General features: G+C 69.1%; 13 protein-coding genes and 2 tRNA genes. 11 read left to right on the top strand and 4 right to left on the bottom strand.

Annotation, left to right across the window (positions count from 1 at the left end; all coding sequences use genetic code 11):
• The first annotated feature begins 320 nt into the window (after window positions 1-320).
• Together dnaN and gnd are read left to right on the top strand one after the other, a co-directional pair.
• Window positions 321-1466: a DNA polymerase III subunit beta gene (dnaN, locus tag FBY23_RS01435; RefSeq protein WP_141796517.1), complete on the top strand. Its 1146-nt coding sequence runs from the start codon at window positions 321-323 to the stop codon at window positions 1464-1466.
• Window positions 1467-1504: 38 nt separating this feature from the next.
• Window positions 1505-2413, top strand: a complete 909-nt coding sequence (gene gnd, locus FBY23_RS01430; RefSeq protein ID WP_141796516.1) for a phosphogluconate dehydrogenase (NAD(+)-dependent, decarboxylating) — start codon at window positions 1505-1507, stop codon at window positions 2411-2413.
• A gap of 85 nt (window positions 2414-2498) precedes the next feature.
• On the opposite strand, the gene FBY23_RS01425 is transcribed toward gnd, so the two are convergent.
• Together FBY23_RS01425 and FBY23_RS01420 are read right to left on the bottom strand one after the other, a co-directional pair.
• Window positions 2499-2909, bottom strand: coding sequence for a DUF2752 domain-containing protein (locus tag FBY23_RS01425; protein WP_141796515.1), 411 nt, complete (start codon window positions 2907-2909; stop codon window positions 2499-2501).
• Window positions 2909-3394 carry an NINE protein gene (locus FBY23_RS01420; protein ID WP_141796514.1) on the bottom strand — a complete coding sequence of 162 codons (486 nt, stop codon included), beginning with the start codon at window positions 3392-3394 and terminating at the stop codon, window positions 2909-2911. The genes FBY23_RS01425 and FBY23_RS01420 overlap by 1 nt, the downstream gene beginning before the upstream one ends.
• A gap of 97 nt (window positions 3395-3491) precedes the next feature.
• Between FBY23_RS01420 and recF the strand changes: the two genes are divergently transcribed.
• From recF to FBY23_RS01385, 8 genes are all read left to right on the top strand, one after another.
• Complete coding sequence (gene recF / locus FBY23_RS01415) at window positions 3492-4613, top strand: DNA replication/repair protein RecF (RefSeq protein WP_141796513.1); 1122 nt, start codon at window positions 3492-3494, stop codon at window positions 4611-4613.
• Window positions 4606-5166: a DUF721 domain-containing protein gene (locus tag FBY23_RS01410; protein ID WP_260805678.1), complete on the top strand. Its 561-nt coding sequence runs from the start codon at window positions 4606-4608 to the stop codon at window positions 5164-5166. Before recF ends, FBY23_RS01410 begins: the two co-directional genes overlap by 8 nt.
• Window positions 5167-5413: 247 nt before the next feature.
• Window positions 5414-7537: a DNA topoisomerase (ATP-hydrolyzing) subunit B gene (gene gyrB / locus FBY23_RS01405; RefSeq protein ID WP_141796512.1), complete on the top strand. Its 2124-nt coding sequence runs from the start codon at window positions 5414-5416 to the stop codon at window positions 7535-7537.
• A gap of 141 nt (window positions 7538-7678) precedes the next feature.
• Window positions 7679-10309: a DNA gyrase subunit A gene (gene gyrA / locus FBY23_RS01400; RefSeq protein ID WP_141800790.1), complete on the top strand. Its 2631-nt coding sequence runs from the start codon at window positions 7679-7681 to the stop codon at window positions 10307-10309.
• Entirely contained in the window at window positions 10309-10818 is a 510-nt protein-coding gene (locus FBY23_RS01395) for a DUF3566 domain-containing protein (protein WP_141796511.1), read from the top strand. Before gyrA ends, FBY23_RS01395 begins: the two co-directional genes overlap by 1 nt.
• Before the next feature lie 133 nt (window positions 10819-10951).
• A tRNA-Ile gene (locus FBY23_RS01390) sits at window positions 10952-11025 on the top strand.
• A 58-nt stretch (window positions 11026-11083) separates the two neighbouring features.
• Window positions 11084-11209 (top strand): DLW-39 family protein, encoded by a 126-nt coding sequence (locus FBY23_RS26375; RefSeq protein ID WP_222117689.1) that lies wholly within the window; start codon window positions 11084-11086, stop codon window positions 11207-11209.
• Window positions 11210-11240: 31 nt separating this feature from the next.
• A tRNA-Ala gene (locus FBY23_RS01385) sits at window positions 11241-11316 on the top strand.
• Here the strand turns inward: FBY23_RS01385 and FBY23_RS01380 are convergent.
• Window positions 11304-11588 (bottom strand): hypothetical protein, encoded by a 285-nt coding sequence (locus tag FBY23_RS01380; protein WP_141796510.1) that lies wholly within the window; start codon window positions 11586-11588, stop codon window positions 11304-11306. The genes FBY23_RS01385 and FBY23_RS01380 overlap by 13 nt on opposite strands.
• A 479-nt stretch (window positions 11589-12067) precedes the next feature.
• A complete protein-coding gene (locus tag FBY23_RS01375; protein WP_260806563.1) occupies window positions 12068-12547 on the bottom strand; it encodes a very short patch repair endonuclease in 480 nt (159 codons plus the stop codon).
• A gap of 56 nt (window positions 12548-12603) precedes the next feature.
• On the opposite strand from FBY23_RS01375, the gene FBY23_RS01370 reads away from it, so the two are divergent.
• On the top strand, window positions 12604-13890 hold the full coding sequence (locus tag FBY23_RS01370) for an ATP-binding protein (RefSeq protein WP_141796508.1): 1287 nt from the start codon (window positions 12604-12606) through the stop codon (window positions 13888-13890).
• Window positions 13891-13894 lie beyond the last annotated feature (4 nt).

Raw genomic sequence — 13894 nt, 5'->3', positions numbered from 1 at the left:
CTACACGGGGAGGATTCCGTGGAGGCACCTACGCGGGACTCCACAACGGGCCCCTCGGTGCACATCGCTTCTTGTGATTCCCGACTCCGTCCACAGCCGTCATCCACCGGACATCTGGCCGCTCACCTGCGGAAACGTGGGTTCTCCACAGTTTCCACCACCGCTATGACCACTCCGTGACTACATGCGGACCTCGATCGCCGGAACTCCTCCGGACCTCCGATCTGTGGATCAATGCCTGATCGTTCCCTCGCCGTCCCGACCTCAGGGACGACGTGGCAGGATGCAACTCCCACCCACCACGTGAGAGGTACGACGACGTGAAGTTCCGTGTCGACCGCGACGTCCTCGCCGACGCCGTCGCCTGGGCTGCGCGCAGCCTGCCCGTCCGGCCCAGCGCGCCCGTGCTCGCGGGACTCCTCATCGAGGCGGGCAACGACGGCCTGGTGCTCTCGACGTTCGACTACGAGACCTCCGCACGTGCGACCCTCGCCGCCGAGGTGAGCGACGAGGGCAAGGCGCTGGTCAGCGGCCGCCTGCTCGCCGACATCTGCCGCAGCCTGCCCAACAAGCCCGTCGACCTGGTGCTCGACGGCGCCCGGGTCTCGCTGACCTGCGGCTCGTCGCGGTTCTCCCTGCAGACGCTGCCGGTCGAGGACTACCCGACGATCCCGGACATGCCGGCCGCGACCGGCACCGTCTCCAGCGACGCCTTCGCCCACGCCGTCGCCCAGGCGGTCACCGCCGCCGGCCGCGACGACATGCTGCCCGTCCTCACCGGTGTCCGCCTCGAGATCGAGGGGTCCACGATCGCGCTCCTCGCGACCGACCGATTCCGCCTCTCGCAGCGCGAGCTGGCGTGGAACCCCGGCACTCCTGACGCGACGCTCGCCGCGCTCGTGCCGGCGAAGGTGCTCGGCGACACCGCCAAGTCGCTGACCGCCGGTCCCGAGGTGACCATCGCGCTGTCCGCGTCCGGCTCGGGCGACGGCATCATCGGCTTCGAGGGCACCGGCCCCGGCGGCGTACGACGCACCACCACCCGCCTGCTCGACGGCGAGTTCCCCAAGGTCCGCAGCCTGTTCCCCAACGAGAAGCTGACCGTGGCGAAGATCGACCGCCAGGAGCTGATCGAGTCGGTCAAGCGCGTCTCGCTCGTCGCCGACCGCAACACCGCGGTCCAGCTGAGCTTCCGCGACGGGTCGCTGGTCCTCGACGCCGGCTCCGGCGACGACGCCCAGGCCTCGGAGTCGGTCTCCGCGGAGATCGAGGGCGACGACCTGGTCACCGGCTTCAACCCGACCTTCCTGCTCGACGGCCTGGGCGCGATCGACCAGGCCGTCGTGGAGCTCGCCTTCACCCAGCCGTCGAAGCCGGTCGTCATCAGCGGCACCGGCGACGAGAGCGACGCGGAGGACGGCGGGTCGTTCCGCTACCTGCTGATGCCGCGCCGCCTGCTCAGCTGACCGACCACGCCGCACCGCCAACCGGAGGGAGAACCGCTGTGCACATCGGACTCGTCGGACTCGGAAAGATGGGCGGCAACATGCGCACCCGGTTGCGCGACGCCGGCCACACGGTGGTCGGCTACGACCGCAACCCGGACCTGGCCGATGTCGAGAGCCTGGCCGCGATGGTCGAGGCACTGCCCACCCCCAAGGTGGTCTGGGTGATGGTGCCGGCCGGCGACCCGACCCGCTCCACGATCGCCGAGCTCAAGGAGCTGCTCGGCGAGGGTGACCTGGTCGTCGACGGCGGCAACTCCAAGTACACCGACGACGCGATCAACGCCGCCTCGCTGGCCGAGAAGGGCATCGGCTTCGTCGACTGCGGCGTCTCCGGCGGCGTCTGGGGGCTCGAGAACGGCTACGCCCTCATGTACGGCGGTGCCGCCTCCGACATCGAGAAGGTCCAGCCGGCCTTCGACGCGCTCAAGCCCGAGGAGGGCGGGGCGGTCCACGCCGGCCCGACGCCGGGCGCCGGGCACTTCGCCAAGATGGTCCACAACGGCATCGAGTACGCCATGATGCAGGCCTATGCCGAGGGCTGGGAGCTGCTCGAGAAGGTCGACATCGTCGAGAACGTGCCCGCGATCTTCGAGTCGTGGCGCCACGGCACCGTGATCCGGTCCTGGCTGCTCGACCTGCTGACCGAGGCCATCGAGGACGACGAGCATCTCGACCAGCTGCGCGGGTACGCCGACGACTCGGGTGAGGGCCGCTGGACGGTCCAGGCGGCGATCGACAACGCGGTGCCGATGCACGTGATCGCCTCGTCGCTGTTCGCGCGGTTCACCTCGCGCCAGGAGGACAGCCCGGCGATGAAGGCGATCGCGGCGATGCGCAACCAGTTCGGCGGGCACGCCGTGCACACCGAGCCGCCGCCGGGCGGCGAGGCCAACCCGACGTCCTGAGGGCTGCTCGGGCTACGTCGCAACTACCGAATTCGTCGTCGCGCGGGGTGATTCGCGACGAATTCGGTAGTTGCGCCGAGAAGGGTCAGAGCGCGAGGACCAGCCGGACGAGCGCGAAGCCGAGCCAGGCGGCCAGCACCACCAGCGAGACGGGGTGCTTGACCAGCCGGTCGAGCGAGGGGGCCGGCGTCCGTCGTAGCCGTGCGCGGAGCACCGCGACGGCCAGCCCGAGCACGACCAGCGCGAGCAGCGGCCCGAACGGGTGGGCGAGCAGCGAGTCCTGCCACCAGCCGTGTGCGAGATAGGTCCACGAGCGGGTCAGCCCGCAGCCGGGGCAGGGCAGTCCGGTGACCCGGCGGAACGGGCAGATGACCGGCCCGTCCTCGATGTGGTCGGGCGAGAGCAGTGCGCTCACGCCCAGCGCGACGACGCCGGCGGCCGCGACGAGCTCGGAGCTCGCGAGCCGCCGGGTCGCCGGCGCGTGGGTGGTCGCCATCAGCGCAGGGGACGGCCCTGGGCGTCGGGGACCTTGCGCAGCGTGACCAGGATGGCGTCGATCAGCGACCAGATGCCGAGGCCGCCGCAGGTCAGCAGCTTGGCGACGCCCAGGCCGGTGTAGCCCAGGTAGAACCGGTCGATGCCGAGGCCGCCCAGGAGCCAGGTGAAGATCAGCGTCATCACCCACTCCTTGTCGGAGAACAGCCCGGGCACGTCCTTGGCGAGGACGTACTGCTGGCTGTCGGCGGTGCGCACCGCGGTGTCCGCCTTGAGCTGGCCGGCGACCGCCATCTGGGCGAGCTGCCCGAACTCGATCGGGCCCTGCTCCTGGCCGAGGTAGTTGATGAAGAACGGGCCGTTCATCGGGGCGCCGTACGCCGGCTGGCCGCCGGGCGCGCCGTAGCCGTACGCCGGGGGCTGCTGCGGCGGCTGCTGACCGTAGGGGTCGGGAGCGCCGTAGGGAGGGTTGGGTGGTTGCGTCATGCGGGTCAGCCTAGGGTTTTGCGACGCCGCCGAAACCCCCTTCGGCGCCACGTTCGGGGGAGAATCGTCACGTGAGGGGCCCGAGGGAGGTGGAGGCATGCATGTCGCACGGCTGAGCCTGCACGACTTCCGGTCCTACGCCGACGTCGACGTCGAGCTCGAACCGGGTGTCACGGCGTTCGTCGGGCGCAACGGCCAGGGCAAGACCAACCTGGTCGAGGCGGTCGACTACCTCTCTCGCCTGTCCTCGCACCGGGTCGCCACCGACGCCCCGCTGATCCGCGCCGGCGCCGGGCAGGCGATCATCCGCGCAGCCGTGGTCCGCGAAGGACGCACCGCGGTGCTCGAGGTCGAGCTCAACCCCGGCAAGGCCAACCGGGCGCGGATCAACCGCTCGCCGCTGCCGCGGGTGCGCGAGCTGGCCGGCATCGTGCGCACCGTCGTGTTCAGCCCCGAGGACCTCGCGCTGGTCAAGGGCGACCCGGGCGGCCGGCGCCGCTTCCTCGACGACCTGCTCGTGCTCCGCACGCCGCGCTACGCCGGCCTGATCGCCGACCACGAGCGCGTCCTCAAGCAGCGCAACACCCTGCTCAAGACCCTGTACGCCGCCCGCGGCTCGGCTCGCGACGCCGCGCTGGCGACGCTGGCGGTCTGGGACGACCACCTGGTCGCGACCGGCACCGAGCTGCTCGCGGCTCGGCTCGCGCTGAGCGCCGACCTGGCGCCGTACGTCGGGAAGGCCTACGAGGCCGTCGCCCGCGGCGCGTCGCGCGACGACGCCCGGATCGCCTACGAGCCGACCGTGCCCGAGCCGACCCAGGACGCGTTCCGCGCCGAGCTCGCCCGGCGCCAGGCCGACGAGATCGGCCGCGGCGTGACCCTGGTCGGGCCGCACCGCGACGACCTGCTGCTCACCCTCGGCCCGGGCGACGAGCAGCGGCTGCCCGTGCGTGGCTACGCCAGTCACGGGGAGTCGTGGTCGTTCGCGCTGGCGCTGCGGCTGGCGTCGTACGACCTGCTGCGGGCCGACGGCGACGACCCGATCCTCATCCTCGACGACGTCTTCGCAGAGCTCGACGCCGAGCGCCGGGTGCAGCTGGCCGGGCTGGTGGCGGGCGCCGAGCAGGTCCTGGTCACCGCGGCGGTGCCGGCCGACGTACCGGAGGAGCTGGCGGGGGCGACCTTCCACGTCGCGGCGGGGGAGGTGACCCGTGGCTGACGAGCCGGAGGAGGAGCTGCCGGAGGAGCACCGTCCCGACGGGCTCGACCTGGCCCGGGCCCAGATGCTCGGCACCGCCGGGTCCAGTACGACGCCCGCGCGCCGGCTGCCGCGGGTCAACCCCGGCAAGGGTGGCGGCTTCCGCCGGCGCGGCAACCGCAACGAGCCGCAGCTCAGCAGCGCCCACCCCGACGGCCGCGACCCGCAGGGCCTGGGCAGCGAGGTGGACCGGCTCATCGACGGCCGCGGCTGGGGCCTGGACCTGCAGGTGCGCGGCGTCTTCGCCCGTTGGGCCGAGATCGTCGGCCCGGAGATCGGCGCCCACAGCACGCCCGAGTCGCTCACCGACGGCACCCTCGTGGTCCGCACCGACTCGACCGCCTGGGCCACCCAGCTCAAGCTGCTCGCCGCCACCGTCGTCCGGCGGCTCAACGAGGAGCTGGGCGCCGGCACGGTCACCGTCGTCGAGGTGCTCGGGCCGCACGCGCCGAGCTGGAAGCACGGGCGCCGCAAGGCCCCCGGCAGCCGCGGCCCGCGCGACACCTACGGCTGATCGGGAGCCCGGGCGTCGTACCGGGGCTCAGCGACACCCCCGTTCGGCGCTCCGAGACCCGTTTCTGGGCCGTCTGCGGCCACATTTCACCCGCCGTTGTCCCCTGACCGCGCCGCCACGCGTGTCCTGAGGCCCTCAGAAGGCTAGAATGGGTTATCGGCCGGGAACGCGTCTCGGGACGCCTGACTCGGCCTTCGCCATGCCTTCGACAAATGTCGGCCCGGCGTGCCCCGTACGACCAAAGTGAATGAGGTCCCGCGTGTCCACTGACGACCAGTCCCCCGAGGTCGAGCCCCAGGTCCCCGCGACGTCGGGCGACTACGACGCCTCGGCGATCCAGGTCCTCGAGGGCCTCGAGGCGGTCCGCAAGCGTCCCGGCATGTACATCGGCTCCACCGGTGAGCGCGGTCTGCACCACCTGATCTGGGAGATCGTCGACAACGCGGTGGACGAGGCGCTCGCCGGCTACTGCGACACGATCAAGGTCACGCTCAACCCCGACGGCTCGGTCAGCGTCTCCGACAACGGTCGCGGCATCCCGACCGACACCGCGCCGGGCCAGGAGGTGCCGGCCGCGACCCTGGCCCTCACCGTCCTGCACGCCGGCGGAAAGTTCGGCGGCGGTGGCTACAAGGTCTCCGGTGGCCTCCACGGTGTCGGCTCCTCGGTCGTCAACGCGCTCTCCACGAGCCTGCGCCTGGAGATCAAGAACCGCGGCTACCTGTGGGAGCAGGACTTCTCGCTCGGCGTCCCCGACTTCGACCTGCGCCAGGTCCGACCGCTCGAGGACGGCGAGCGCACCGGTACGACGGTGACCTGGTCCGCCTCGTCGGAGATCTTCGAGACCACCGACTACAACCTCGAGACGATCTCGACCCGGTTCCGCGAGATGGCCTTCCTCAACAAGGGCCTGCGGATCGAGCTGCGCGACGCCCGCCCCAAGGCCGAGGAGCTCGCCGACGCGGTCGAGGACGGCGCTGTGTCCGATGGCGACGCCGCCGCGACCGCCACTGCAACATCTGGCGCGGTGCACGCGGTCGACGTCGACGGGCACAAGGCGCTCGAGCAGGTCTTCCAGTACGAGCGCGGCCTGGCCGACTACGTCGACTTCCTCAACCGCAACAAGACCACCGTCAGCTCGATCATCGCGGCCGAGGCCGACACGGGCGACGACGTCCCCAACCCGATGAGCCTCGAGCTCGCCATGCAGTGGCAGGTGTCGTCCTACAACGAGTCGGTCCACACCTTCGCCAACACGATCAACACCCCCGAGGGCGGCACCCACGAGGAGGGCTTCCGCGCCGCGCTCACCTCGCTGATCAACCGGTGGGGCGAGGAGTGGGGCCTGATCAAGAAGAAGGAGGACCGGCTCACCGGCGACGACATCCGCGAGGGTCTCACCGCGATCATCAGCCTGAAGATCTCCAACCCGCAGTTCGAGGGCCAGACCAAGGCCAAGCTCGGCAACACCGAGGCCAAGGGCTTCGTCCAGTCGGTCGTCAACGACCAGCTCGGCGCGTGGCTGGAGCAGAACCCCAACGAGGGCAAGGAAGTCATCCGCAAGGCGCAGGCGGCCGCGACCGCCCGGATCGCGGCCCGCAAGGCCCGCGACCTGGCCCGCAACCGCAAGGGCCTCCTCGGCGGCGGCGGTCTGCCCGGCAAGCTGCGCGACTGCAGCTCGCGCAACCCGGAGGAGTGCGAGGTCTTCATCGTCGAGGGCGACTCGGCGGGCGGCTCGGCGGTCATGGGCCGCGAGAACCGGATCCAGGCGATCCTCCCGATCCGCGGAAAGATCCTCAACGTCGAGAAGGCGCGCATCGACAAGGTGCTGGCCAACCAGGAGGTCCAGGCGATCATCTCGGCGCTCGGCACGGGCGTCCACGAGGAGTTCGACCTCGACAAGCTGCGCTACCACAAGATCGTGCTGATGGCCGACGCCGACGTCGACGGTCACCACATCAACACCCTGCTGCTCACCCTGCTGTTCCGGTTCATGCGTCCGCTCATCGACGCCGGCCACGTCTACCTCGCCCAGCCGCCGCTGTACCGGATCAAGTGGAACAAGCCCCACGAGCACGAGTTCGTCTACTCCGACGCCGAGCGCGACGCGGTCATGCGCGACGGCCTCGAGCAGGGCAAGAAGCTGCCCAAGGACGCGCCGATCCAGCGCTACAAGGGTCTCGGCGAGATGAACGCCGACGAGCTGTGGGAGACCACGCTCGACCCCGACCAGCGGGTGCTGCTGCAGGTCACCCTGGAGGACGCGGCGCAGGCCGACGAGATCTTCTCGATCCTGATGGGCGAGGACGTCGAGCAGCGCCGCTCCTTCATCCAGCGCAACGCCAAGGACGTCCGATTCCTCGATATCTAGTCGGTGGTCGAGGAGGTCGCGCAGCGACCGTCTCGAGACCTCTGGCCATGTATCCGGATCTCTACCGATCTTCCTAGACAGACGTAGAACAACTCAGAGAGAGCAATCGTGACTGAGACGCAGAGCAACCTCGGCGACGGCATGGGCGGTGGCCGGGTCCAGCCGGTCGACCTCCAGGAGTCGATGAAGCGCTCCTACATCGACTACGCGATGGCGGTCATCGTCGGTCGCGCACTGCCCGACGTACGTGACGGCCTCAAGCCGGTGCACCGCCGGGTCCTCTATGCCATGTACGACGGCGGCTACCGCCCCGACCGCGGCTTCAACAAGTGCGCCCGCGTCGTCGGCGACGTCATGGGTAACTACCACCCCCACGGCGACTCCGCGATCTACGACACCCTGGTGCGCCTCGCGCAGCCGTGGGTGATGCGCAACCCGCTGGTCAGCGGGCAGGGCAACTTCGGCTCGCCGGGCAACGACCCGGCCGCGGCCATGCGGTACACCGAGTGCCGGATGGCGCCGCTGGCCATGGAGATGGTCCGGGACATCGACGAAGAGACCGTCGACATGACCCCGAACTACGACGGCAAGACCGAGGAGCCGACGATCCTGCCGGCCCGGTTCCCCAACCTGCTGGTCAACGGCAGCGCCGGCATCGCGGTCGGCATGGCGACCAACATCCCGCCGCACAACCTGCGCGAGGTCGCCGACGGGGCTATCTGGGCGCTCGAGCACCCCGACGCCACCCGCGAGGAGCTGCAGGACGCCCTCGTCGAGCGGATCAAGGGCCCCGACTTCCCCAACGGCGCGCTGATCGTGGGCCGCGAGGGCATCGAGCAGGCCTACCGGACCGGCCGCGGCTCGATCACCCAGCGCGCGATCATCGAGGTCGACGAGGACAAGTCCGGGCGCACCGTGCTGGTCATCACCGACCTGCCCTACATGGTCAACCCCGACAACCTGCTCGTGAAGATCGCCGAGCTCGCCGACGCCGGCAAGGTCCAGGGCATCAGCGACGTCCGCAACGAGACCTCCTCGCGCGTCGGCCAGCGGATCATCATCGTGCTCAAGCGCGACGCCGTCGCCCGGGTCGTCCTCAACAACCTGCTCAAGCACACCGAGCTGCAGACCAACTTCTCCGCCAACATGCTGGCGCTGGTCGACGGCGTACCGCGGACCCTGTCGGTCGACCAGTTCATCAGCAACTGGGTCGACCACCAGGTCGACGTGATCCAGCGGCGCACGGCGTACCGCCTCCGCAAGCGCGAGGAGGAGGCCCACATCCTGCGTGGCCTGGCGAAGGCCCTCGACATGCTCGACGAGGTGATCGCCCTCATCCGGCGCTCGCCCGACGTCGCGGACGCACGGGTCGGCCTGATGGAGCTGCTCGACGTCGACGAGCTCCAGGCCAACGCGATCCTCGAGATGCAGCTGCGCCGGCTCGCCGCCCTGCAGCGCCAGAAGATCATCGACGACCTGGCCGCCATCGAGCTGGTCATCACCGACCTCAAGGACATCCTCGCCAATGTCGCCCGGCAGCGGCAGATCGTCATCGACGAGCTGTCCGCGATCGTCGAGAAGTACGGCGACGACCGGCGTACCCAGATCATCGCGGCCGCCGGCGACATGTCCATGGAGGACCTGATCCCCGACGAGGACCAGGTGGTCTCGATCACCCGCGGCGGCTACGCCAAGCGCACCCGCGCCGACCAGTACCGCACGCAGAAGCGGGGCGGGAAGGGCGTGCGTGGCGCCTCGCTGCGCGGCGACGACGTGGTCGACCACTTCATCTCGACCACCTCGCACCACTGGCTGCTGTTCTTCACCACCGCCGGCCGGGTCTACCGCACCAAGGTCTACAACCTGCCCGAGGCCTCGCGCGACGCGAAGGGCGGCCACGTCGCCGGCCTGCTGTCGTTCCAGCCCGACGAGTCGATCGCCCAGGTGCTGGCGATCCGCGACTACGAGCAGGCGCCGTACCTCGTCCTTGCGACGAAGAAGGGCCTGGTCAAGAAGACCCGCCTCGGCGACTACAACAGCCCGCGCCAGGCCGGTGTCATCGCGATCAACTTCCGCGACGACGACGACGAGCTGATCGGCGCCGAGCTGGTCGCCAGCGAGGACTCGATCCTGCTCGTCTCCCGCAAGGGCCAGTCGATCCGCTTCGGCGCCGACGACGACCAGCTGCGCCCGATGGGCCGGGCCACGTCCGGCGTCACCGGCATGAAGTTCCGCGACGGTGACGCCGTCCTCTCGCTCACCGTGATCCGCGCGGCCGACGCGGCGCACGAGGAGAGCGACGAGAACGTCCAGTACGTCTTCACCATCACCGACGGCGGCTACGCCAAGCGCACCCGGATCTCCGACTACAAGATCCAGGGCCGCGGCGGCCTCGGCGTGAAGGCGATGAAGCTCGAGAACGAGGAGCGCGGCTCGCTGGTCGGCGCGTTCATCGTCGTCGACGGTGACGAGGTGCTCTCCATCACCCAGTCCGGCCAGGTCGTCCGCAGCCCCATCAACGACGACTTCCGCCCCACCGGCCGCGCCACCCAGGGCGTGAAGTTCGTCAGCCCCAAGAAGGGCGACGCCGTCGCCGTCGTCGCCCGCTCGGTCGAGGCGAAGGAGGTCGACGAGGAGGGCACCGAGGAGGGTGCCCCCGAGGACGCCGCTGCGGCCGGTGAAGGCTCGACGGAATCGTCGGTTCAGGCTCCGGATGCCACAATCGAAGGATCCGAGGGCACGATCGAGGCCGACGGGGAGAGTGAGAGCTGATGACCGAGCGCGTCGAGGACACCGTGGTGCGCCCGCCGGCCGCCGCCGGCCGCCCTTCCGGCCCGCCCTCGGCGCCCGGGCCGCTCCCGCCGGCTGTGCCGGGCGCCGTACCTGGTGCGGGGGCGGCACGCGGTCGCGCGCCGCGCCGCGCCCGCCTGCGCCTGACCCGGGTCGACCCCTGGTCGGTCATGAAGACGTCGTTCCTGCTGTCCATCGCCTTCGCCGTCGTCACCGTCGTGTCGGTCGCGATGGTGTGGCAGGTCCTCGGCGCCGCCGGCGTGTGGGACTCGATCAACTCCACGATCCAGGAGGGCATCGGCGGCGAGGACGTCGCCTCCTTCCGGATCGAGGACTACGTCGGCACCAGCCGCGTGCTGGGCTTCACCATGCTCGTCGCGGCCATCGACGTCGTCCTGATCACCGCCGCCGCCACCCTCGTCGCGTTCCTCTACAACATGTCCGCCGCCCTCCTCGGCGGCGTCGAGATCACCCTCGCCGAGGACGCCTGAGCCTTCGGACGTCGAGGAGGTCGCGCAGCAACCGTCACGAGACGCCCCCGTTTTGTCGGCAGATCCATGGCTCCGGTAGTGTCTGTCCTCGGCTTGCTGCCGAGGGGCTTCCACCCGGAGCGGCGAGTCACCCGGGCCTATAGCTCAGACGGTTAGAGCACCACACTGATAATGTGGGGGTCAGAGGTTCAAGTCCTCTTAGGCCCACGGAAAGCCCCGGCCGCGGTCACCGCGGACCGGGGCTTCTTCGAAGGAGGAGCGGTTCATGAAGAAGATTCTTCTCGCGGTCTTCGGCCTCGCCGGCGTTGTCATCGCCGGCCGCAAGCTCCAGGAGAGCAAGGCCGAGCAAGCCCTCTGGGCCGAGGCCACCGACAGGCTTCCGAAGAACTGAACACCCGCTCGGCCGTCGTACGGCTGAGCAGGGGGCCTTGGCGCAATTGGTAGCGCACCTGCTTTGCAAGCAGGGGGTTAGGGGTTCGAGTCCCCTAGGCTCCACCAGAGAAGCCGCAGGTCAGCCCGCCGCCGACGACGCGTGCGACATCGTCGTCGGTGATGGCTTCTTCGGGCGACCAGTCCTGGCCCCGGGAGCGGTACTCGAGATCCACCGATGTCGCTCCGCCGAGGGAGACGAAGGTCCGACCCTCCAACTCGAACCGGTAGCCGCGCGGCAGCATGGCGATGTGCTTGGAGAGGTGCAGCGGCCTGCCGGTGTGCTGCGGGTCGGACCAGAGCCGTGTGAGGCTTCCCCAGTCCTCGTGGTTGCCGGGCACGACCCAGATGCCGGCCCCGTGCTTGGTGCAGGTCTCCTCGAGTCGCTCGATCTACCGGCGCCCGCTCGGACCAAGCCGGCTTGCGGTGGTAGATGGGCGGTCAAATCGTCGGACCTGTCGCGCCGCACGACGCTTCCGTAACGGGTCGTAAAGAGGTGGTCGCGGCCGGAACCATGGACGGTGCGACGTACGAGCGCTGGGTCGCCGGGTACGACGTAGACACCAATCTCGCGAAGGGCACGATCAGCAAGCGGCTGTACGACGGAGTTCCAGTTGTGCACGAGCCGCTCATTCATCTCCGCCACCGACGGGAACGCCGCGCCGCGGGCGGCTGACAGCTCCAGCAGCCGGGCGTGCCCGAAGTGCTGGTCTGCCGTGAGCGAAGTAGTCATCGTCTCTCCCTTCGCGCGAGCGGATCACGATCGCACGTGGCTGGAGCCGCCACCACCGGATATCGCTGTGCTGAGGTGTGGCCGCGTTCATAGCCTCGATGCGAGGTCCTTGTCCGCCACTCGCTGGGTGTACCGAGCCATAACGATCTCGGCCGCATCCTGCGGCGGAATGTGTTCCCAGATCCGGAGGACGTCGAAGCCAAGCGTACGAAGGCGGGCGGCGCTGTCGGCGTCCCTCGCTCGATTTCCCTCGATCTTGTCGCGCCAGAAGGACTCGCGAGTCTTCGGCATCACGAAGTGGTCGGGACAGCCGTGCCAGAAGCAGCCGTCGACGAAGACGTACAGACCGGCACGCGTGAATACAATGTCGGCTCGTCTGCGACGATCGAAGGGAAGCTCAAGATCGACGCGGAAGCGCAAGCCTGCGCGATGGAGCAATGAGCGCAGCGCCACCTCTGGCCCTGTGTCTCGGCCTCTGTTCGCCTGCATGGTGCGGCGCGTGGCAGGCGAGACGGGCGGCTCTGTCAGTGCCGTCTGTGAGAGTGCAGGCGCAACACACCGATCCAATCGCCGGTCACGAGACGCTTCGCCTGGCATGCTTTGAACTGTAGGAGGATCGTCCGATGGCAGGAACCAAGACGTATGAGGTCGCCCCGTCCGCCGCGCGACTGACGGGTTCGCTCCGCGACATTGGCTACGACTTCCCGACTGCAGTCGCGGATCTGGTCGACAATTCGATCACAGCAGGAGCGACGCGCATCAACGTCTTCACGCAGTTCGAGCCGAATGACTCTTACGTGCTTATCAGTGATGACGGACTCGGTATGACGGAGTCAGGTCTGATCGAAGCGCTGCGTTTCGGGTCACGCCGCACCTACGAGACCAACGAGCTCGGACGGTTCGGGCTGGGGCTGAAGACTGGTTCTTTCTCGCAGTGTCGCAAGCTCACCGTTGTCACACGGACGTCAGCCAAACAGCGTGCCATCCGAGTGATGACTCTCGACCTGAACCGGATCGAGAGAACCGACCGGTGGGATATCACGGCGAACGAGACATCGCCGGCGATCGAGCGGGCGAAGGGGTATCTGCGGGAATCGCCGGGCACTGTTGTGGTCTGGGAGGACTTGGACCGCGTCCTGCCCGAGCGGTACGCCGAAAGCGGTTGGGGTCGACGACGACTGCGGTCCTTGGCGTCGAAGACCGCTGAGCATCTCGCGATGGTCTTTCACCGGTTCATCGCAGGGGATGTGGATGGCCGCGGCGAGGTCGTGGTCTGCGTCGATGAGGACAAGCTCCGCCCTTGGGATCCGTTCGCTCCCGACGAGCCGGAGCGAACCCTCCTCCCCGAGCAGACCTTTGAGATCGAGACGGAGGATGGATCGTCCGAGGTTCGATTCCGTGGCGTCGTCCTTCCTGCGCGTGACCGTTTCTCATCCCTGGAGGAGTTCGAACGGCTCTCGGGTCCACTGAAGTGGAACCGCCAGCAAGGCCTGTACATCTACCGAGCCGATCGTCTTGTCCAGCACGGTGGGTGGTCCGGTCTCCGTGGCATCGATGAGCACATGAAGCTTGCACGGGCTGCGATCGACTTCGACACCGATCTCGACGAGGCCTTCCAGATCAACGTCGCGAAGATGAGCGTCGAGCTCCCGCCTGCCCTGCGGCAAATGCTTGAACGACCGGTCCAAGAGCTGTGTGTCTTGGCCGATGACGCCTACCGACGGTCGGCGAACGCAGGTGGCCGTAGCGAGGCCGGGAAGGGTTCAAAGGCCTCGGAGACCGCTCTCCGAGATGTCGGGATCGCCCTCAAGGCAGCGATGCTCGAAGGGGCCACGCTGCCTGAGTTCCGAAAGGCGATCGCCACGCTTCGCAAGCGCAATCCGGAGCTCGCCAAGCAGCTCCACCTCTGACTGT

It is taken from the genome of Nocardioides sp. SLBN-35 (assembly GCF_006715725.1).
Taxonomy (GTDB): Bacteria; Actinomycetota; Actinomycetes; order Propionibacteriales; family Nocardioidaceae; genus Nocardioides.
This window is presented reverse-complemented; position numbering and strand designations above follow the sequence as displayed.